We start from the raw sequence: 20,489 nt of genomic DNA, 5'->3' as shown, positions 1-20,489 counted from the left end.
CTATTTAATGTTTTTTAACTCATTTAAACGCTAATGCAAGTTTCATTTTTATTAAGGAAAGATAAAATCAATAAAGATGGTTTAATACCAGTTAGGATGCTAATCACCTTTGGAGGAGAGCGAATAAGAAAAGAAGTGAAAGGAGTTAAAGTATTAGAGAGACATTGGAAAAAGACAGATCAACGTATCAAGCCAAGTTTGAAATCAGAAGAATATAACTATCATATTGAATATAATAAAATACTGGAAGAACAGAATCAAAGTGTAAAGCAGTTGTTTCGTTATATTTTATTGAACAATATAAAACCAACTAAGGATTTTATTACTGACAAGTTAAATTCTGGTTTAGAAGCTGTAAATCTTACGAACGAATTTTTTCCCAGCTTTGAAGAGTTTATTGAGAAAGGCAAGAATGTTAAAACCGATGGTACATTAAGGCGCTACAGGACAGCATTAAATTTCTATAAAGACTTTGGAGAATATGAAGATTACCCACTTCGGTTTGATACTATTACAGTGGATTTCTTTGAGAAGTTTCGAGATTATGCATTTGAACATAAGAATACGCTAAATAATTATTTCTCGAAGCTTATTTCGGTTTTAAAGACCTTTATGAATTGGTCTTATGATCGAGGGTATCACGAGAATTTGGATTTCCGAAAGTTTAAAGCTCCGGAGCAAGAAATAGAAGTGATCTATCTAACAATGGAAGAATTGATGCAACTTTTTAATCATAAGTTCGACTCTCAGCGTTTAGAACACGTAAAAGACACCTATTGCTTTGGATGTTTTACAGGACTTCGATTTTCTGATATCAAGCAATTAAGGGTTTCTAATGTATACGAAGACCATTTGAAACTGAATATAAAAAAAACTAAAACTATTGATCATAAAATACCACTCAACAATTTTGCAAAGCAACTATTAGAAAAGTATAGAGATACAATTTACGAACCCATACCATCCATATCTGCAGAAAAGTTTAATAAGTACATAAAAGAATGTTGTGAAAAGGCAAAAATTAATACACCTACATCAATCACCCGGTATATAGGAAAAAAAAGGATAGATAAGACGGTTCCAAAATATGAATTGATTACAAGCCATACGGCTCGTAAAACTTTTGTGACCAACAGTCTCGTACTTGGAATGAAGGAAATGGTTGTACGTAATATTACTGGACATAAGAAGGAAGAAAGCTTCCGGAGGTACGTTAAGATTGCAGAGGATCTGAAACGGAGTGAAATGGATAATACCTGGGATAAGTTATGATTTCTGAAGATTTCAATATAGACACGTATGAATTGTCGTTTCTAATTCAGAATTATGAACGTTTTGAAAACGGTGAGATCTATAATGTTTATGTAAAAAGGTTATTCAGCTTAACACTTTATCAATTTGCGTTTTTTCTACAAGAGATATTTCTTTTGTATGAAATAAGAGAAAATAGTCTATTGTCAAAAGTGTTGTATTTGAATGGGCAATATGGTAATAATAATCTTTCTTTTTATTTTGAAGACGATCTTAAAGATTTTAAAAAGATGTTTTATTTCGATATGGATCGTATCGAATTCGACTGTAATCTTAGAACTTTATGTTTTAGTGATTTCAAGGCTTTGGTTGACAAATCCATCAAAAGAGAGCTCTTAGATTTTTATGATATAAAACAAATGGCGAATACTGATTCAATACTATTTGAAATTGACTTCGAAGCTCCTTATTATTTTATCGATAAAAAAGGAAATAGAATAATTGCTTTTTCAAATATCGAGGAAAAATATAAGGAGTGGATAAGGAAAGAAACTAAGTATTTAGGAGGATCACTTCATTTTATTGATCGTGACAAACCAAATGAGTTTGCAGATATTCAGGATTATATTTTAGAAAAGATTAAAGTTGGAGGAGGATTCTCTGATTTTACCAAAAAAGATTATACTGTCTGTTATGAACCATTTTTAGAAAATACTTTCCGTTCATATGATTTGAATTTTACAGACGAATTTACCGTATTTAAATTCTTATATAACAACCTTCAAGGCTTAGAAAAAAAGTATAGAAATTTAATTCATAATTTACTGGCAGTAGTACCGTTTAAAACAAATTGTCATTTTATGACAGCTTTTATTGATAAAACGATTTTAATCTACGAAGATCAAAATGAATATGGTGAAAGTCTAGATGTAGTAAATAGTATAGGCATTCCTGAACTTCTAAAGTATCTAAGAGATGAACTACACATATATGCTCAAAAATTAAATTATAAATTGTTGAGAGAATTTAATCCGGCGGAAAATTTATTTAAAAAGACATTTCTGATTAATAATACAGAAATGACTTCATATAGCCCTTGGATTTTTAATAATGAGCTTAAATTTTTAATAATCTCCGATTTATATGTTCATCTGGACGACTTTGAACCATATAAAAAGAAATTTATTGAACTTTTGAAGAGGAAGTATATAACGGAAAAAATTAGTAGTTCAGATTCAATCCAAGAAGAGAATGAAAAAACTGTAATAATAAACGATTGGATAAGAGGTCTCTCTAAGCAATACATTTCAAATATTAATAAGGTTGAAATTAAATCTAAACTAAAACCTATAAATGAAAAGAATAGTTCAGACGTTTTAGCTATCAGCAAGAGATTTAACCAAACTAAATTAGTACAATTACTAACCAACTATGCTAGGTCATTAATTTTTATTCCCGATGGCGATATTCAATTGAAAAAGGAGATAGAATCATTTGTATTCAATTATTCAGTTGTTGAAGGAGAGTATGTCCATCCGTCAAAACTTATTTCTCCAGTTGAAATTTTCAAAGAATATTCCTTCTTGAAAAAAGAGAAGCCCTATCCACAAGATTTTTTCAAGCTACTATGGAAACTATCAACTGAAAAACAGTTTTTAACAAATAGTAAAAATAGCATCATTCGTGTTTTATCACAATCTCTCCAGGATAAAAGAGGTAATGCTTTTTCAAGATCTACTTTGATTAGGATTAAAGACAAAAAATTTGAATCTAGTGAACTACAAGATTTTTGGATTAAAAATAATTCTTTACTTCAATAATTTTTAAATCATTAAAAAACAATCTATTACGAATTGATTTGATTTGCACCAAAATTCTTTTTTGAGGTGGTGCAAATACATTGCGTATAACTTATAACCAAATTTGACCTGTTCAAACACCACAAATATTTAAGGTGATTTAATTTAAAAACAGTGTCTTATGAGTTTTCAATTAATAACACATTCCAGAAAAGATTTAGAAAAAGTAGTAGAAGTTGTAATTGAAAGATTACGCAAAACAGAATTCATCCAACAAACTCCAATTAACCCCGATGAAGATCGATTGTCACAAAAAGAAGCAGCAGCATTCTTGGGAATATCCGTAACAAGCCTGATATCCTGGAAGAAGAAAGGTAAAGTTCCTTATTACCAAATTGGGCGTTCGATTTTCTTTTCTAAATCAGAACTTTTGAAACTGGCTCAGAAAAATCCAGGTTTAGTTCAATCGAGTAGAAGATAATGGAGAAAATAGAACCTTCATATTATTCAATCATTCCTGCTCCTGTTCGATATGATAAGAGATTATCTCCGGCGGCAAAAGTACTTTTTGCAGAGATTACCTCTTTATGCAACAAACATGGGTTCTGCTATTCGCAAAATAGATATTTCGAAAACTTGTACCAGGTATCCAAACAAACTATAAATAATTGGTTACAACAATTAGAAGCATACGGGTATATAGAAAGGCATATATACAGGAATAAGGGTAGTAAAGAAATTTTGAATAGGTATATAACAATTTTTGAAAAGCCTATGCAAATAAATTTTAATAGGCCTATACAAGAAATTTTGAAAGATAATACTACAAGATTTAATACTAAACCTAATATTTCTTTTAAAGAGAAAAAATCAAAAATTATTAATGCAAATCCCCGGAAGAAATGAAAAATTCATTAGGAAATAGAGTTAAGATTCAGATGGGGATAGAAACTCCTGACGAAAGAAAAAAAGAGTTGCGCAAGAAAAAAAGAAAATGACAAAATTCAAAGATATTTTGATGCTATTCATAACAAGCCTAAACCGGTTAAATATGTTCAAATACCTCTAGAATGGATGAAATCTCAAGTTTGGAAAGAAGGAAAAGCATATTTCCGAAATGAGAATAGAAAATTCATAATCGATGATAATAATAGAGAGTTCTTTGATGTGATCTGTAGATATTTTGCTGATGACTATTCATTTGAGGAAAAAGTACAAAATGGAGAATTGAGAAAAGGGCTATTGATTTATGGTAATTGCGGAACAGGTAAAAGTTCCATTTTCGATATCATTCAAAATATTAGCAGAAAGCACAATTTGATACAATTATGGTTTTCGAATTTATCGGTACATCAAGTAGTGAATGAATTTAACAAAGAAAATAAGCAGAATAAATTCATAGGTGCAGAATCTGTAATTGAAAAATACAGTAAGGGCAAAGTACATTTCGACGATTTGGGAACGGAAAAAGAAGTACAAGCCTGGGGTATAAAAGAGAATCTTTTCGATAGGCTACTGCAGATCCGTTATAACCACTTTAAACAAAAAGGAACAAAGACTTTTGTGACCACAAATTTATCGATTCGAGAATTGGAAAATCGCTACTGCAAGCAGGTCAAAGATCGCTTATATCAAATGTTCAATTTCATACCGCTAAACGGAGAGAGCCGAAGATTTTAATTTCCCTTTGAACGCGATTCTAAGAAACGCCGAGCGTATTCTTTAGAATAGCAAGTAGGGTTCAAGCTAACGCAGTGAACCCTACTTGCTCTGCGAGGCTTATCAAAGGGATGTCAAGGGATAGCGGAAGATGTTGAATTATAATAGTTTATAAAAATCTTATAAGCCTTGTTGTAAAAAACTGATTATCAGAAGTAAAAAATATAAAAGATATGAAAAAGAGTATTGTGATCAACCAAAAGGCACATAAGGACTTGAAAAATTTATCAGATGAGTTTAATAGACCCATCGGGAAATTTACTGAAGATATGATCCTGTTTTTTAAGAAAACCGGACAGGATCCTGCTTTGATAAATGATAAAACTCCTTCACAAATGATTAAGGTGATTGACAGAAGAATAGTTGGTTTTTTCAGAACTCAAGAATCGGAAATATTATATCCTTTAAGATCCTCTTTATCTGAATCAATTGAGCAGAATGCATCCTTTTTTAAAAGCCTTTTGGAAAACTTGAACTCCGTTTTTGGTAAGGTAAAGGAGAATGATCTGGAATTAAAGAATAGGCTTCTAGATATCAGTGAAGCTTTAGAAACAATCAAATCAAGTATAAGATGATGCCAGTATCAATTATTCATAAAACCACCGCAGATAGCAAAGGCAGCTGTACTAAGTATACCTTCTATCTCAATAAGGAAAATAACGAATTGATTAAGGAGAAACAATTTGATCGACAGCAGCACTTCTTTAATCAAAAACTGGATATGCTTTCTACAGCCAGGGCAATGCAATCCATTGATCAAAATACAAGAGGTAAAGGATTAACCAAAAAGGAAGATAAGTATTTCACACTTACTCTAAATTTTAGTGAGAAGGAATTGGTATTTCTATCGGAGAAAGCAACAGGAAGAAAAGGAATAACAAATGTGAATCAAATGTCCAAAAAGGAATTTGATAACTACAATAAATCGATTCGAGAGTATGCCAGGGAGAGTATGAAAAATTATGCTTCGAATTTTAAAAACAATATCTCAGAAAATGATTTGGTGTATTTCGGGAAAACAGAACATAAAAGGAGATACAAAGGAACAGAACAAGAGGTTCTTTCCGGTAAAGCTAAAAGTGGAGAGCTAAAACCCGGATTACAAAGCCACGTGCATATGGTTGTGAGTAGAACTCACAAAGAAAAACGGATCAGGCTTAGTCCGAACAGAAGTGCAAGAAATACAAATAGTCATCAACTAAACGGAAAAAATATTTCAAATGCCAGTTTTAACAGAATGGACTGGGTACAAAGAAATGAGCAATCCTTCGATGATTTATTCAAATATGAAAGAAGCCTGGGAGAAAAATTTGAAGTGCAATACGCTTTGAAAAACGGTACTCCCGAGGAAAAACAAGAATATCAAAGATTAATTAAAGAAAATGTATTAGAAAACCTAAAAGAACTAGAAAATGAGCGATAACGAATTATTAAAAATGATACCATTCGTTGCAATGGTAATTTTCAAAACCTGGACCTTGTATAGCTGCTATTTAGTATGCAGATTTTTTAGAATTCATTATGCGATTGGAGTATTGATATTTTTCTTTCCTATCGTGAATGTATTGGTGACATTATTTCCTTTCCATTATTGGATAGATAAAATTTTCATTACAAAGAGTAAACAAAAGGAGGATGTTAAAGAGATTGAGGTAATAGACCCTCAAAACTTGAATGAATCGGAAATTATAAACTTTGATACAGACAAAGGACAAATAACTATCCAAAATATATATCGAGGGATCTATATTCAGGGAGGTGCAGGTTCAGGTAAATCTAAGAGTCTGATTGAGCCTATTATATATCAAGCTTCAGAGAACTCTATGGCAGGTTTATTATACGATTTTAAGAGCCCTGAACTAACAAAAAAACTTTTGTCAGCGTATAAGGCACAAACAAAAATCAATACATATTTTGTCGATTTCAAAAATCCTACTCGCAGCAATCGTGTGAATCCAATATCACCAAAATATTTAACCAAATCCGCGGTAGCCTTCGAGTTAAGCCAAACCTTGATTAACAATTTATTACCGGAAACGATTAAAAAGCGAGAATACTTTGATAGAGAAGCTCAGAGCGTGTTAACCGGGATCATCTGGTATATGAGAAATAATCATCCGCAGTATTGTACAATTCCGCATATTATTAGTCTGTTCTCGCATATCGGTATAGATAAAATATTGGAAATGGTTGCCAAAGATTCGGAAGCTTTAGGAATGATATCCAGTATAAAACAAGCGGTTGATCGCAATGCCAATAGACTTGTTGCAAGTGTGATGTCTACTTTACAAAATGCATTAGCAACATTGAATAACCCTGAGGTGTTTTGGATTTTATCTGGAGAGGATTTTTCATTAGATCTGAATGATCCCGAAGATCCAAAGTTTATGTGCATCGGAAACGATAGTACATTATCTGGAACCTACGCTCCTGTAATTTCATTAATTATTTCTTCAGCGGTACGATTAATGAATCAACCGGATAAACATAAGAGCATAATTCTTTTAGACGAAGCTCCTACCATTTACATTCCGAAGTTCGAACAGATACCTGCTACAGCTAGATCTAACAAAGTAGCAACGATTTATGCAGCTCAAGACTTCGGGCAAGTTGAAGATCAAAACGGAAAGGACAAAGCCCAGGTGTTGCTATCCAATTTGGGAACTCAAATTTATGGTAGATCTACAAACGTAAAAACGGCTGAAATGATAAAATCGATTTTCAGTAAACAGGATAAATCGTTTTGGGCGGAATCTCAAAACTCTGGTAAAGCAGGAGGACTTGTCTTAAAGATGGGTAGAAATAATAGTGAAGGCAGGAGCCAATCTATTCAAGAAAGAGATCGAGTGAAAGTCACAGATATTTTGAATCTGAATGCAGGTGAGTTCTACGGTATAGTTGCGGAAGGCAACCCCAGGGAATTCCTGAAAACAAAATTTAAAATAGCAGAGCAGATAGACAATAATTCCAACTTTGGAATTAAGACACCTATGGAGTACTTAAGAAAAAATTATCAAAGAATAGTGCACGAAGTACTGAGCTTAACCAAAGAAGATCAGCAAAACAATAACCTAATTAATTTTTAAAACTTCACATATGAGAAAAACACTTTTTTTATTGCTAATAGTATTCGGATTTAATTCGGTTTACTCCCAGACTACTTCAATCAGTGGATTGGTGGGTTTTTCGGAGAATGGCTATTCCGGGATGGCGAATCTACATTTTTATCCTAAAAGAGACATAGCTAAATACTTTGAAATAGGTGCATATACTTCTTTTATCGAAGAAAAAGAAACAGTATATGAAATACCAATCGAAATCTACTCACTTCATCTGGGATACTTTTCCGAGATTCCATTTTTGAGTAATCGAGATGATTCTTTTTTAGTAAGCCTGGGAATCGGAGGAGTTTTTGGCGAAGAATCCATTGATGATTCGGAAATCAATTTATCCGAAAATGACTTTATAACAACCGAAGATGGAATTATATATGGAGCCTATGGTGCTGTAGAAGCAGATGTAAGAATCACTAGAAATATTTCTGCGTTGGGGCGGTACACTCATTTTTATCACGCGAATAGCGAAATAGGAAAATCAAAATTTATGATTGGGCTTGGGTTAGCCATTAAACTTTAAAATTAATTTAACTATGAAAAAAATAATCATCTTAATCGGAATAGCTTTATCCATTATTTCTTGTGAAGAATTGGAAGTAGATATCAATTCCGTAGAATTAACTGACTTCACATTAATAGGAAATCTCAGTAATGAAAATATCACAGTAAACGAAACCTTTCAAATAGAACTGCTAGTTAACCTGGACGATAACCCTAACGAAGATATTAAATTTCTTATCAGTTATTTTGAAAGTGGAATCAACGGAAGTTTGTCTTTTAACGGAGTGAATTACGCGCCAGGAGATAGCATAGAAAACATAACCGATAAGAGCTTAGTTTTCGATTATTCTGTTGAAGACTCAGGATCTGGTGAAATAACTTTTGATGTGACAGCATCTAATGGGGTTTCTAAAAGAACTTCAATTCCAATAGTTGTAGATAATACAGATTTTGAAGTAGCTATACTTTTTGATAAGACAGAAGCATATGTTCATGAGTTAGTTCCTATCAATATAGAGATTGAGCAAAATAGTATAGAAGAACTAAGCTATGAAGTATACTTTACAAATATTCAAGGTGAAGTAAAGTTTTCTAATGGAGAAAGCTTCATTCAAAACAGAAGATTTGACCTTATCAACGGTTTGAACCAATTAGAATTTAAAGGAACAGATATTTCTGAAGCTGAAATAGAGTTTGTAATTGAAGCTTCCAATGGAGTAAAAAAGACCAAAAAGATCAAATATAACTCTTTGCAAACAGATTTTGAACTTGATATTACATTCGATCAGGAAGAGGATTTTATTAACGATCTCACAACTTTTAACATTGACATTAAAAAATTAGGTATTGAGAACATTACATATGAGGCATATTTCACTAATGTTGAAGGAAGAATAAAATTCATAGGATCAGACCGTGTAATAAAGCAAAATACAAAGTTTGATATTAATGACGGGAATGGAGTTGGAGAATTTAGAGGAACAAAAGTTCAGAATACGGAGATAGAGTTTGTGGTTGAAGCTTCAAATGGAGTAGTTAAAAGAAAAAGAATCGCATTCAATATTTTACCTACCAATTTTGAGGTTATTATTAATCCCACTCCAATTCGGGGGTTTTATCAATTCAATGCTCAATTTGAAATTAATATTATAAGTCCTTCGGTAGACAATCAGTTTCTAGAATACAAAATGATATATTTTACAGACATTGGGCAATCTACAATATTAGAACTAAGAAATATTGATGAACCTAGTGGTCTTTCAAATATATATGATTTTGGACCTGCAACATTTACAAGAGCTTCTATAGAACAAATAGGATCTCCCAGACCAATTGAAGGGAACATAACCTTTGTTTTTACGGATTCTAATGGAGTTCAATTAACTAAGGAAGTTCCAATTGAGTTCTATGATCAGGATAGCGAATGAGTAGTAAGGATACTAAATTTTACTTATCTCGATCAGCTTCACAAAATTCCTGTTAAGGCCTATTCAGTCTCTTACCAGAAATCTTTGTTCGCTTCACTTCGGTAAGCAAAATTTAGAGTGAAGATATTTTTAATTAACACATTGCATTCAATCGTTCCTCATTACCGCAAAAAGTTAATTAAAACAAAAGCAGCGTTAGGGCATTTCTCCATACTTACGAAATCCCTAACCCTGCAATTCAAAACAATAAAACTTTAAATCTAAAGAAATGACAAAAGAACAAATAGAAATAGAATTGAGAAAGCTAAGAATGCAAAAGAGACTCTTTGTTCTAGCTTTGATATTGTCCTGTCTTGCAGTAGACCTTTATTTATTTTGGGATTGCATTTTTAAATAATAGTATGGAAACAAATAAACTTAGTCTTATCAAACAGCTTATCGAAAAAAAGATAGCAGATCTTGATGTAGAAAATTTTATCAAACCCTATGAAAAGCAATTGGTAAAGATTCTGAAAACTGCTGCAGATGAATATTCGGTATCGGGAAATCTCGAAATAGGAATAAAAAATCTATTAGAAGCAGCGAGAAATATAGAATACATTATAGGTTATCAATATTCCAAACAACATACATACGCAGAAATATTGAAGCTATTTGATCTGGGAAAGGATCAATTAAACACCAAACTGAATCCGCCAAAAGCGATTGAAAAAACCTGGAGTATTTTGGATGGAAAAGATCTTTCAAAAGCGAAGTCTACAAGAAAACATTTTGGAGACTGTACATTGATAGATGAGGATTGGGGTTCCGAAAATTGTATCTGTCCCGGAGCGTACATCTACAGGAAGTATTTAAGTATTGGACTGAGTAAAGAAGAAGCTCAGTTAATTGTCAAATATTTTGAACTGGGAGACACAATGAAAGAAGATTATAAAAAGGCAAAGGAGTTGTATGAAAAGCATAGATTTTTGAAAGTCAATACTCCTGATCAAAAAGAATAATCCTATGATAGCAAAATTTTTAAACTCATTAGAAGCGATACTAATACCGATGCTCATATTACTTATTGCATTCATTGTGGATGCAGGGGTATTATTTTATAGAGTATTACCTGAGTATATGAATGAAAACTTAAAGTTATTTGCTTCTGTGATGTTGGGAATAGCGGTGGCATTTCCCTTATTATTAACTAGTGTAAACTCCAATTTATTAAAGCATAAGTATAAAGTAGGTTTTCCCGAAATCTTTGGTTTTTGCAGCTTCTTTATGACTTTGCTTTTTTTTGATGTTTTTTCTGCGGAGAAGAAACCTTTTAGTTGGTACTTAACAACTGTATTTATGTGTTTGCTTTTGGGGTTAATTGATTACTTATATGCAGATCTGTTTGTAAAAAAATACAATCAAATTAACAACCTAGAGATATGGCAACGAGACTATGAAAAACTAAAGGATGAAAATAAAAGTCTACTAAATGATCTTGACAAGTCCGGCTTAGTCCTTCAACAATCCAAAGAAGAACTATCCAAGACTAAAGAAAGCCTAAAAAGGACTTTAAGTAGTCTAGAAGAAGCCAACGAAAAACTTACCTGTCCTCATTGCGGACAATTACAGAAATCAGTTAGTGCCTATCGAAATCATATAGGAGGATGTAAAGACAATCCAAAAAACAAACTAAACGGAAAACCAAAATTATCACCTGCAAAGCAATAACTAAATTTCTTATGAGTACCATATTTTTCACATCCGATCATCATTTTGGGCATAAAGGGATAATAAAACACGCCAAAAGACCTTTTGAATCTGTTGATGAAATGAATGAAATTATGATACAGAAATGGAACGAGAAGATTAGAAAGAATGATACCGTATATCATTTAGGTGATATTGGCTTAATGGCATCCAGTAAACTTGTTGAGATCTTGGAGCGATTAAATGGTAAAATTCATTTAATCAAAGGAAACCATGATGACTTGAATCGGAATTGTAAAGCTCGGTTTGTGTGGATCAAAGATTATCACGAGCTAAAGCTTCCGAATCCAAATTCTGCCAATAATCAACTTATTGTGATGATGCACTACCCTTTAATGACTTGGAAAGGAAAATACAGCGGTTCTATTCATCTTTTTGGGCATTCTCACGGTAAATTAAAAGGTTTCAATAGAAAATCAGCTTTAGATGTAGGCGTAGATTGTCATAACTTTTATCCTATTTCTTATGAAGAAGTAAGAGCTATTATTAAAAATAAATCTTAGGGTACTAGGATTGCAAAATATAGAAAGCTGATGGGTTCATTAAACGTGAGTATTTAGCTTGAATGGTGTCTTTTTTGTTGAAAATTAAATATAAAAGTTTTTTTGTATTTTTACAATAATGTGCAAACCGGCGCTCGGATTATGTCAGCTTAAAATCCCAAGGCTAAACCACGGTTTAATTAATTCAACAAGTATAATTTATTAATGTTTGGATTTAGGTAGCTGACATCCTATTTCTGATAAATTAATAAATTATGACTACACTATTCAAAGAAAAAACGCCTTGCATATATTCTTTTTGGTCATATCGTATAAAGCCTAAAGCAAATTATATTACTAAAAATTATGGAATTCCTAAAAGAAAATCGTTAAACCTTTTAGCAAATTGTTGGGGTTATAAAACATGGGAACACTTAGTTCAAAGAGAACGGAGCTATAGGGAATTCTATCCTAATATTTTTAATTCTTCAATAGAAAATAGCTTCCGAACATCCTATAATAAAGATATTTTTGAAAAGGTGTTTGAGGTTTTTCAATTTGATTATCCTTCAAATGAAAGTTTTTTTACCTACCATATTCTAGACTACTTAAAGTCGGATAGTTATAAAGCAATTCTTCCCATATTAGGGGAAGCTACAATATATGTTAGAAAGTATTACAATAAAGAAATCAAGCTTGATAGTTTATCAAAAATTAAAGGTGATTTTATGTATATAGAACCTCATGGTGGAGTTTTTGGTAGAAATAACACTGGATATTTTATAGAACTATTACGAGAAGTGTGGGAGTTATATCCAAACTTAAAAATTCATCTTTCGTGGCACGGGATAAATGCAAATTACAGTACAGGTATTAAGACAGATAAAAAAGATTGGATTGATTATTCTAAGTTGAAAAATATCGAACCTTTATTCTTCAAGTCTTTTGACAGGAGTCTTAAAGAATATGTGATCATTGATAAGTTTTAATTTCCGAAAGGATCTTAATGATGTAATTTAAATTAGATAACGATGAACTGTACCGTTAGGAAAAAATACCAAGAATTATCTGGTTTTAACACGGCGTATTATTTGTGTGTTGCTATTGATCGAGAACCAGATTTATGGAAAAAAATACAAAATTTAGTTCCAGATAAGGATCATAATTTTTACAAAGTTAGCACTAAGTCATTAGTGAAATTTGTAATCCGGAAACATTTGTTGATTGATAAAAATAAAGAACTCACTCTATTGAAAATGCGTAAAACAGAAGACACACTTTCTGTTAGCAAAATAAAAGAGTTTGCTGGTAAATTTTCTTATGAATCTAAATTAGGCGGTTATGTGCCTTGGTATCGAACAAAAAAAGTAAACTCTTTGCTAAAAGATTATTATAATAGAAAGTATGAAAATGATGTTTGGAAAATGTGGAAAAAAGTCAAAGACAGTCTTTATAATGACTCTGGAAATGAAGCTTCTTTAGTGCATAAATTTGATAAGAAACATGTCTATTTTATCGAGAATACTATTAGTAAAAATATTAAAATAGGTGTGTCTGTCCATCCTGAGGAGAGAAGAGAAGTTCTTCAAAGAACAGAAAAAGCAAATTTAGAAATACTTAAAATTATATCTGCTGGTGGTTATAAATTGGAGAAAAAGCTGCATAGGAAATTTAGCAAAGATAGGTTGAAAGGAGAATGGTTTAAACCATCTAAAGAATTGTTAGATTATATCAAAAAGCTAAAATAAGAAAATGGGGAATTTATCAATTAATTATGTTGTAGGCTAGAATAAACCAAAAAATATACTATATTTAAAAAGTAAACATAACCCTTCACTCTAAAAAGAGATTTTTAGAGGAAGGGTTTCTTTTTTAAGAATTGAGATGAAATAATAAATATAAAGCTAAAAATACTATGATATTAAAGTTTCCGGAGATATTCAATATTGAAAAACTAGGTGGTAGATATAAAAAACATAATAAAACATTTAATTCTTCCGGAAGTTGAAAGAGAGTGCGAGTTAGTTAAATCTAATAGAACCTCTATAGTAGTTAAAGACAGAAATGATGTTGTTTATTTTATGACTTCCAATAAAAATGATATTCCTGAAGAATCTGAAAATATTGTATTAATCAAGAAATTTAGTTCTGAAGATTTACAAAATGAAAATATAGAAACCATTAGATGGTTGAAAAACCCTGCGCAGAAAATAAATAATCCACAGGAAATATTAAATTCTTGGGATGAAGTTTTTACATTTAAAAAAGAGAATGTTGATCAAGGATTACTTGGTTTAAGGACTCCACAAATTGGTGCCATTCATTCTCTTTTAGGGCATTTAACTAATGCTCGAGATTTAGCGACTATTGTTTTACCTACCGGTACCGGGAAAACGGAAACCATGCTTTCTGTTTTAGTAGCTAATAAATGCGAAAAACTTTTAGTCACCGTCCCATCGGATTCATTACGATCTCAATTGGCAAATAAATTTTTTAATCTCGGTCTTTTAAAAGTTAATGATATCAATGGAAAAAGTATTTTATTACCAAGTGCTAAATATCCAATTGTAGGAATAGTAAATACCAGTTTTGAAAATCTTGCGGAACTCAAGTTGTTTATGAATAAATGTAATGTAATCATTACAACGATGAACTTGGTGTCGGGACTTAAATTGCAACATCAAAACGAGATATCAGATTTATGCTCACACTTATTTGTAGATGAAGCACATCATTCAAAAGCTGGTAATTGGAATAGATTTATTAATAGGTTCGATAAATCAAAAGTAGTGCAGTTTACTGCTACTCCATACAGAAATGATGGGCAATTATTAGATGGAAGGATAATTTATAATTTCACTCTTAAAGAAGCACAAGAACAAGGATACTTTAAAGTTATTGATTTTATTCCTATAAGAGAGTATGATAAGGAATTAGCTGACAAGAAAATTGCAGAAGTGGCAATACAGAAGTTAAGAGAAGATTTAGCCAATAATTATGATCATATTCTAATGGCAAGATGTGAAAACAAAGATAGGGCATCTGAAGTATTTGAAATTTACAGTGATTTTGAAGATTTAACACCTATTTTGATACATTCAACTGTTTTACAAAAAAATAAAATAAAAGAGGACATTGTTGCTAAAAGGCATAGAATAATTGTATGCGTTGACATGTTAGGTGAAGGTTTTGATTTACCTGAACTAAAAATTGCAGCATTTCACGATATTAGAAAAAGTTTGCCAATAACATTACAATTTGCTGGTAGATTCACCAGGACTAGTCGTGATAGTCGATTAGGGAATGCTAGCTTTGTAGCAAATTTACATCAACCAAAAATTGATGACGAATTAGGTTTACTATATTTTAAAGAATCAAATTGGAATTCGATTTTACCTACTTTAAGTCATCAAGCTACACAGGAACAAATTGACTTGCAAGAGTTTTTGTCTGATTTTGAGAATATAGAAGAGTCAGTTATTCCTTATCAAGATATCCGACCAGCATTTAGTACTGTCGTTTATAAAAACAAAACTGATAATTGGTTTCCAACCAATTTTAAAAATGGTATTAAAGGTTATAATGAATATGACCATAAGTTTAATGATATAAACAGGAAAAGTAAAACTTTGGTGATTTTTTTGGGAAAGAGAAAGGCTGTAGACTGGGGAAGTTTTAAGGATGTATACAATACGGAATGGAATATATTTATCGTTTATTGGGAGCAAAAAAATAATTTACTTTTTATTCATTCCTCAGAAAAAGGGGGAGAGTATAAGGAACTTGCAAAATCAATTATTGGACAAGAAGCTGTATTAATAAAAGATGAAAACGTTTTCAAATCGTTTTACGATATAGATCGTATCAAGTTGTATAATGTAGGGCTTCATAGGGGTAGGGGTAAAGATATCACCTTTCAATCATATTATGGAAAAGGAGTGCAAGAAGGGCTATCAATAGCAGAAGAAAAGCAGGGTATTAGTAATAATGTGTTTGGAGTTGGATTTGAGCAAGGAGACGTGGTTTCTATTGGGTGTTCTAGAAAGGGCAGAATATGGTCATATTCAAGAGGAGCAATTAATGAATTTATTGATTGGTGTGATGCATTAAGTATCAAGTTATCTAATACATCAATAGATCCGAATGAAATATTACTTAGAAATGCGATAAAACCTGAAAAGATATCATCAAGACCAGCACTTTATAACATTACAGTTGATTGGAATTCTAAATGTTACAAGGAATCGCAAGAAGGCTTAACATTTAAGGTTAATAGTGTTGTTTACGATCTCTCAGGAGCAGAATTAAACATAGTTGATCTAAGTGATAATGGAAATTTAAAATTTTCATTGAACACTTTAAATGGAGATAAAATCATATTTGAACAAGAGTTGTCACAGTCAATGATAAACGGAGAACTAGTTTATGACTACAGGATTGTAAGAACATCAGTGAATAATCCTACAATAAAAATGGGATCAACAATATTTGATAATGCTGAAGATTTTTTTAATGATTTCCCTCCAATATTTTGGTTTGCCGATGGTTCATATTTATTAGGAAACGATTATGTCAAATTTAATGAAGATGTTTTAATATATCCCAAATCAGAACTAATAGCATGGAATTGGGGGAAGGTTCTTTTAAATGAGGAATCAGAGAAATTTGATAACATTAGAACAACATCAATACAATATCATTGTATTCAAAAATTTATTCAACAGGATTATGATATTGTTTTTAATGATGATGATAGTGGAGAGATAGCAGATATATTAACTATTAAAAATGAAGCTACTGAAATTAGGGTAGAGCTTTATCATTTAAAATTTGCAGTAGAAGGCAGAGTCTCAAATCAAATCAAAAACTTCTACGAGGTCTGTGGTCAAGCACAGAAATCTTTAGTTTGGAAATATAAAGATGGAAAAGAATTTATAAACCATCTTATTAAACGCGAGTTTAAGAAAAAACGTGTTAATCAAACAAGATTGAGAAAAGGTACAATTGAAGATTTAGAGAAATTATTGAAAGTAGTAAAGAGAACTAAACCAGTGAAATATAGTATTTACATTGTTCAGCCTGGACTTTCTAAAGAAAAAGCATCTAATGAAATTCTTACCCTATTAGGTGTAACAGCTAATCATATTAAGAAACAAGGTAATATTGTCTTAAAGGTAATTACTAATAAATAATAATAATAATAAAATGAAATTAAATTTACTCACTATCATTTTCGCTTTAGCGTTTACATCTTATTCACAGGTAAATACTTTTACTTTAAATTGCAACGAAAGTTTTGAGGTAAAATATAGAACCGGACCAAATCAAACAATTGAATTAGAATTTTTATGGAAAGTAGACAAGCAAATAAATGTACCACCTGGAGAACTTAGTAAAATAAAGGATGCAAATGATAATATTAATAAAGACGCTTTGATTAGCTTAATTAATAGAGAAAATGGTTATCTATCATCTATAAATGATAATTATAAATTTACTGATCTTACAAAACAAAAAATAGATTATTCTATAGATAATAGTTATATCCAAAGTGATATTATCGACTATAAAAACGTCAAGTTTCTTTCTAAGCTGTATAATTCTCTTACCTCTGAATTAAGTAAAGATGGTTTGTCAATTTGTTTGTCAAATGATTTTTCTACAAGACTCAAAAAAGGAATTAATGATTTGAGAAAGGAAATAGTAGTTGAAAATACTAAAACAAACTCTCTAAAGAATAAAAGTATAACTCCACATAATAATAATAAATCTATTACTTATAATCCGTTTTATAATGCCGATATAAGAAACCCAATTGCTTATACAAAATTTATTGTGCGTAATCCAAGAATAAATGGGAAGAATAAAATGGCATCAGTTAGTAATTATGCATCTTATCATTATATACGCCCTGGATCAATTATTGATATACTCTTTGATAAACAAGTTTACAGTCAATTGAACAATATTGAATTATCTGTAAAAGCTTACCTTAAAAGAAAAAGTGGTGCAATTGTTCCAATAACTGTAAGTGGTTTTTACGAAGTAAATACTGAAACTAATCAGTTAGAATTTGAAAAAAATGTTTTGGACGAAAAAAATAATTCAACAAGTCAATTAAACTATAATTTTGAAATTGATTTAAAGACAAATCCCCCAATACAAACTGAAGTTAATACGAGTATGGATAACCCTCAACCTGGAGATAAGCTCATAATAACGGTCTACAATATTTCTGATGCAAATGTCTCTTTTACTACAACTTTTGAGTTTGAGGATTATGGTTGGGAAACGACACCTAGTGGAGGTTTTGCTTGGATTAATACTATTAGACAAGGAAATTCAACCTTTGCTCCTGCAGGCAGTTCAGGATTAAGCTTTCATTATAAGCTTAATAAAGGAGCTAGTTTCTGGAGCAATTTTATCAATCCTAGCTTTGGTCCAGAGTTAATAGTTTTACAAGATTCCAATGAAAACACGAACATTGGTTTAGGGTTGTCTGTTTCTATGTTTCTAAGATCAGTCAAGTTCGGATATGGCTGGTATTTAGTTGGAGAAAATGGTAATCCATATGTTTCTATTGGTGTGAATTTTATTGAAGGATATAAGTCCATATCTTCAATATTGGGCAGATCTAAAGATTAGAAATTAAATGTCTTTTGTATAATTTAGATAGATAAAATAATTATTCCCCCTAACTATCCCCCTAAAAATCAAAAAACCCTTTAAAATCAATGTTTTAAAGGGTTTTCTTGTGACCTCGACAGGATTCAAACCTGTAACCTCTTGAGCCGTAATCAAGTGCACTATTCAGTTATGCTACGAGGCCTTTTTTAATTATTGCGGGTGCAAATATAGGTGTTTTTTATCCTCATAACAAAATATAATCTTAATTTTTCTATAAAGAAAAGCTACCTGATTTGATTCTAAGGAAGATACCTTTAAAAATCATGGATCAGATAGCTGTTTTATCTTACAGATTCTTCAACTTTAACTCAAAGTATGGATTACTTTTGAGGTTTGTTGATCATCTTTTTGGCCAATTCGGCACCAATTAGAGATTGCAATAGATTACCTTCATTACTGGATTTTCCTCTATCCTGGATATAAATTTCAGGTAATCTTAACTCTTTTAACTCTCGAGCTACATTTACCGAGGTTTTATATTCCCACTCTGCACGCTCCTGTGGCGTAAGACCAGCAGTTACCAGTTTAGCATTTTCATACGACTGCGCATCAGCAAGGGTTTTTTGAGTTTTGGCTTTGAACTGCGCTACTTCATAATTTTTACGCTCCTCAATCAAGTTAAACTCAGCAACCTTGGCTTTGGTTTCAGCTTCAATCGTTTTTTGAATTTGCTCTTTTTCTAATCGAGCACGCTCTGCAGCTTTTTCTGCTTCACCTCGAGCGGTTTCTTTTTGTGCACGATAAAATTCTCTTTCGGCCTGCTGTTTTTCTAATTGGGTTTGTGCCACTTCTTCCTTTTGCAATTGTAGTCGCTTATCAAAAGTCGCCTCCCAATCAATCTCGGTAACTACTGCTTGTACCACCGTTAGTCCATACGCTCGTAAAGAGTTGCCTTCTTCTCTCACTGGCTTTCCATCCCTAAATTTGATTCTGAAACGTTTTTGTTTCGTTTCCTTGTTAGTGATCGTTCTTAGGGTGGTGCTATCTCCAATGATTTCACGATTTTCATTTTCTACATACTCTTCTAGTACATACATACCGTTTTCGAGCTGATCCTTAAAATATCTGTCAAAGTCTGAAGCCTGTCCAGAAATATAATCCTGAGCATCCATCAGTTTACAGGTGTTTTTTAAGGACTGATCAATATTTGGGATGATACGAGAGCGTATCAGGTTTCTTTCTGTTTTATTACGGTCTGCCACCGATAAGAATTGGTCCTCATCTGCCGTATTAATACTTATGACTACCGAAGTTGCGATTCTGGCCTTTACTGCATCGCTAAATGCCCAATATTTGGCTTTATCTACATTGGCATATTTGCTTTGCTCTCCCAATTCACCATCTTTACCTGGGATTACATATTTGATCGGTAGTTCAAATTGTATAGGGATTAATCGTCCCCACATTTTGGTGTTAATTCCCTGGTTTACGACCGCCTTTTGGCTTCCCCATGGATACTGCACTGCATATGCGGTACCAGGCTCGGCATAAAAGAACATCCCAGAGATGACACTTAGTACGAGTCCTAGTCCTATCATTTGGAAACTACGACCCTTTGTAAACCAATTGAGTCGTTTTGAATTGGCAAAAAAAGGTTTGATAATTAGTAAAGCGATTCCTGTAAGAATCATCACGATTCCTATAAATGTAAGCATGTTGTTTAGTTTTAAAATGTTTAAATGATTGTTTTTTGTTTACCCGGAAAGTAGTACTGTTTACATGTTTTCTTTGTTTTTAAATATTGAAAAATTAGTTCTG

Annotated in this window: 18 protein-coding genes and 1 tRNA gene; 17 read left to right on the top strand and 2 right to left on the bottom strand. The window is 31.8% G+C overall.

The annotated features are described in order from the left end of the window. Positions 1–33 precede the first annotated feature (33 nt). From AC0L3Q_RS18770 to AC0L3Q_RS18690, 17 genes are all read left to right on the top strand, one after another. Complete coding sequence (locus tag AC0L3Q_RS18770) at positions 34–1,272, top strand: tyrosine-type recombinase/integrase (protein WP_473281894.1); 1,239 nt, start codon at positions 34–36, stop codon at positions 1,270–1,272. A 200-nt stretch (positions 1,273–1,472) separates the two neighbouring features. Beyond that, entirely contained in the window at positions 1,473–3,071 is a 1,599-nt protein-coding gene (locus AC0L3Q_RS18765; RefSeq protein WP_473281892.1) for a hypothetical protein, read from the top strand. Positions 3,072–3,231: 160 nt separating this feature from the next. Further along, positions 3,232–3,531, top strand: coding sequence for a helix-turn-helix domain-containing protein (locus AC0L3Q_RS18760; protein ID WP_473281890.1), 300 nt, complete (start codon positions 3,232–3,234; stop codon positions 3,529–3,531). Then, positions 3,531–3,956 carry a helix-turn-helix domain-containing protein gene (locus AC0L3Q_RS18755; RefSeq protein WP_378253587.1) on the top strand — a complete coding sequence of 142 codons (426 nt, stop codon included), beginning with the start codon at positions 3,531–3,533 and terminating at the stop codon, positions 3,954–3,956. The genes AC0L3Q_RS18760 and AC0L3Q_RS18755 overlap by 1 nt, the downstream gene beginning before the upstream one ends. Positions 3,957–4,124: 168 nt before the next feature. Then, positions 4,125–4,730: a P-loop NTPase family protein gene (locus tag AC0L3Q_RS18750; protein ID WP_473281887.1), complete on the top strand. Its 606-nt coding sequence runs from the start codon at positions 4,125–4,127 to the stop codon at positions 4,728–4,730. 212 nt (positions 4,731–4,942) lie between these two features. Next, entirely contained in the window at positions 4,943–5,344 is a 402-nt protein-coding gene (locus AC0L3Q_RS18745; protein WP_473281885.1) for a BfmA/BtgA family mobilization protein, read from the top strand. Further along, positions 5,341–6,192 carry a DUF5712 family protein gene (locus AC0L3Q_RS18740; protein WP_473281883.1) on the top strand — a complete coding sequence of 284 codons (852 nt, stop codon included), beginning with the start codon at positions 5,341–5,343 and terminating at the stop codon, positions 6,190–6,192. The genes AC0L3Q_RS18745 and AC0L3Q_RS18740 overlap by 4 nt, the downstream gene beginning before the upstream one ends. Beyond that, positions 6,182–7,855, top strand: a complete 1,674-nt coding sequence (locus AC0L3Q_RS18735; RefSeq protein ID WP_473281881.1) for a type IV secretory system conjugative DNA transfer family protein — start codon at positions 6,182–6,184, stop codon at positions 7,853–7,855. Before AC0L3Q_RS18740 ends, AC0L3Q_RS18735 begins: the two co-directional genes overlap by 11 nt. A gap of 10 nt (positions 7,856–7,865) precedes the next feature. After that, positions 7,866–8,405, top strand: coding sequence for a conjugal transfer protein TraO (locus tag AC0L3Q_RS18730; protein ID WP_473281879.1), 540 nt, complete (start codon positions 7,866–7,868; stop codon positions 8,403–8,405). Positions 8,406–8,418: 13 nt separating this feature from the next. After that, positions 8,419–9,813 (top strand): hypothetical protein, encoded by a 1,395-nt coding sequence (locus tag AC0L3Q_RS18725; protein WP_473281877.1) that lies wholly within the window; start codon positions 8,419–8,421, stop codon positions 9,811–9,813. A 401-nt stretch (positions 9,814–10,214) separates the two neighbouring features. After that, the gene (locus AC0L3Q_RS18720; RefSeq protein ID WP_473281875.1) at positions 10,215–10,814 is read left to right on the top strand and encodes a hypothetical protein; all 600 of its coding nucleotides are present in this window, start codon (positions 10,215–10,217) and stop codon (positions 10,812–10,814) included. Between the two features lie 4 nt (positions 10,815–10,818). Then, the gene (locus AC0L3Q_RS18715) at positions 10,819–11,523 is read left to right on the top strand and encodes a hypothetical protein (protein ID WP_473281873.1); all 705 of its coding nucleotides are present in this window, start codon (positions 10,819–10,821) and stop codon (positions 11,521–11,523) included. A gap of 11 nt (positions 11,524–11,534) precedes the next feature. Beyond that, entirely contained in the window at positions 11,535–12,065 is a 531-nt protein-coding gene (locus tag AC0L3Q_RS18710) for a metallophosphoesterase family protein (protein ID WP_473281871.1), read from the top strand. A gap of 254 nt (positions 12,066–12,319) precedes the next feature. Further along, positions 12,320–13,033 carry a hypothetical protein gene (locus AC0L3Q_RS18705; RefSeq protein ID WP_473281869.1) on the top strand — a complete coding sequence of 238 codons (714 nt, stop codon included), beginning with the start codon at positions 12,320–12,322 and terminating at the stop codon, positions 13,031–13,033. Positions 13,034–13,075: 42 nt separating this feature from the next. After that, positions 13,076–13,792, top strand: a complete 717-nt coding sequence (locus AC0L3Q_RS18700; protein WP_473281867.1) for a GIY-YIG nuclease family protein — start codon at positions 13,076–13,078, stop codon at positions 13,790–13,792. A 210-nt stretch (positions 13,793–14,002) separates the two neighbouring features. Further along, positions 14,003–17,236 (top strand): DEAD/DEAH box helicase, encoded by a 3,234-nt coding sequence (locus tag AC0L3Q_RS18695; RefSeq protein ID WP_473281865.1) that lies wholly within the window; start codon positions 14,003–14,005, stop codon positions 17,234–17,236. Between the two features lie 13 nt (positions 17,237–17,249). After that, complete coding sequence (locus AC0L3Q_RS18690; protein ID WP_473281863.1) at positions 17,250–18,689, top strand: hypothetical protein; 1,440 nt, start codon at positions 17,250–17,252, stop codon at positions 18,687–18,689. 110 nt (positions 18,690–18,799) lie between these two features. On the opposite strand, the gene AC0L3Q_RS18685 is transcribed toward AC0L3Q_RS18690, so the two are convergent. Together AC0L3Q_RS18685 and AC0L3Q_RS18680 are read right to left on the bottom strand one after the other, a co-directional pair. Beyond that, positions 18,800–18,873 (bottom strand) — tRNA-Arg (locus AC0L3Q_RS18685). A gap of 178 nt (positions 18,874–19,051) precedes the next feature. Then, a complete protein-coding gene (locus AC0L3Q_RS18680) occupies positions 19,052–20,386 on the bottom strand; it encodes a hypothetical protein (protein ID WP_473281861.1) in 1,335 nt (444 codons plus the stop codon). Positions 20,387–20,489 lie beyond the last annotated feature (103 nt).

This window comes from Aquimarina sp. KJ22-3 (assembly GCF_055808215.1).
The sequence above is the reverse complement of the archived record's forward strand: the minus strand, read 5'-3'. Positions and strand labels throughout refer to the sequence as shown.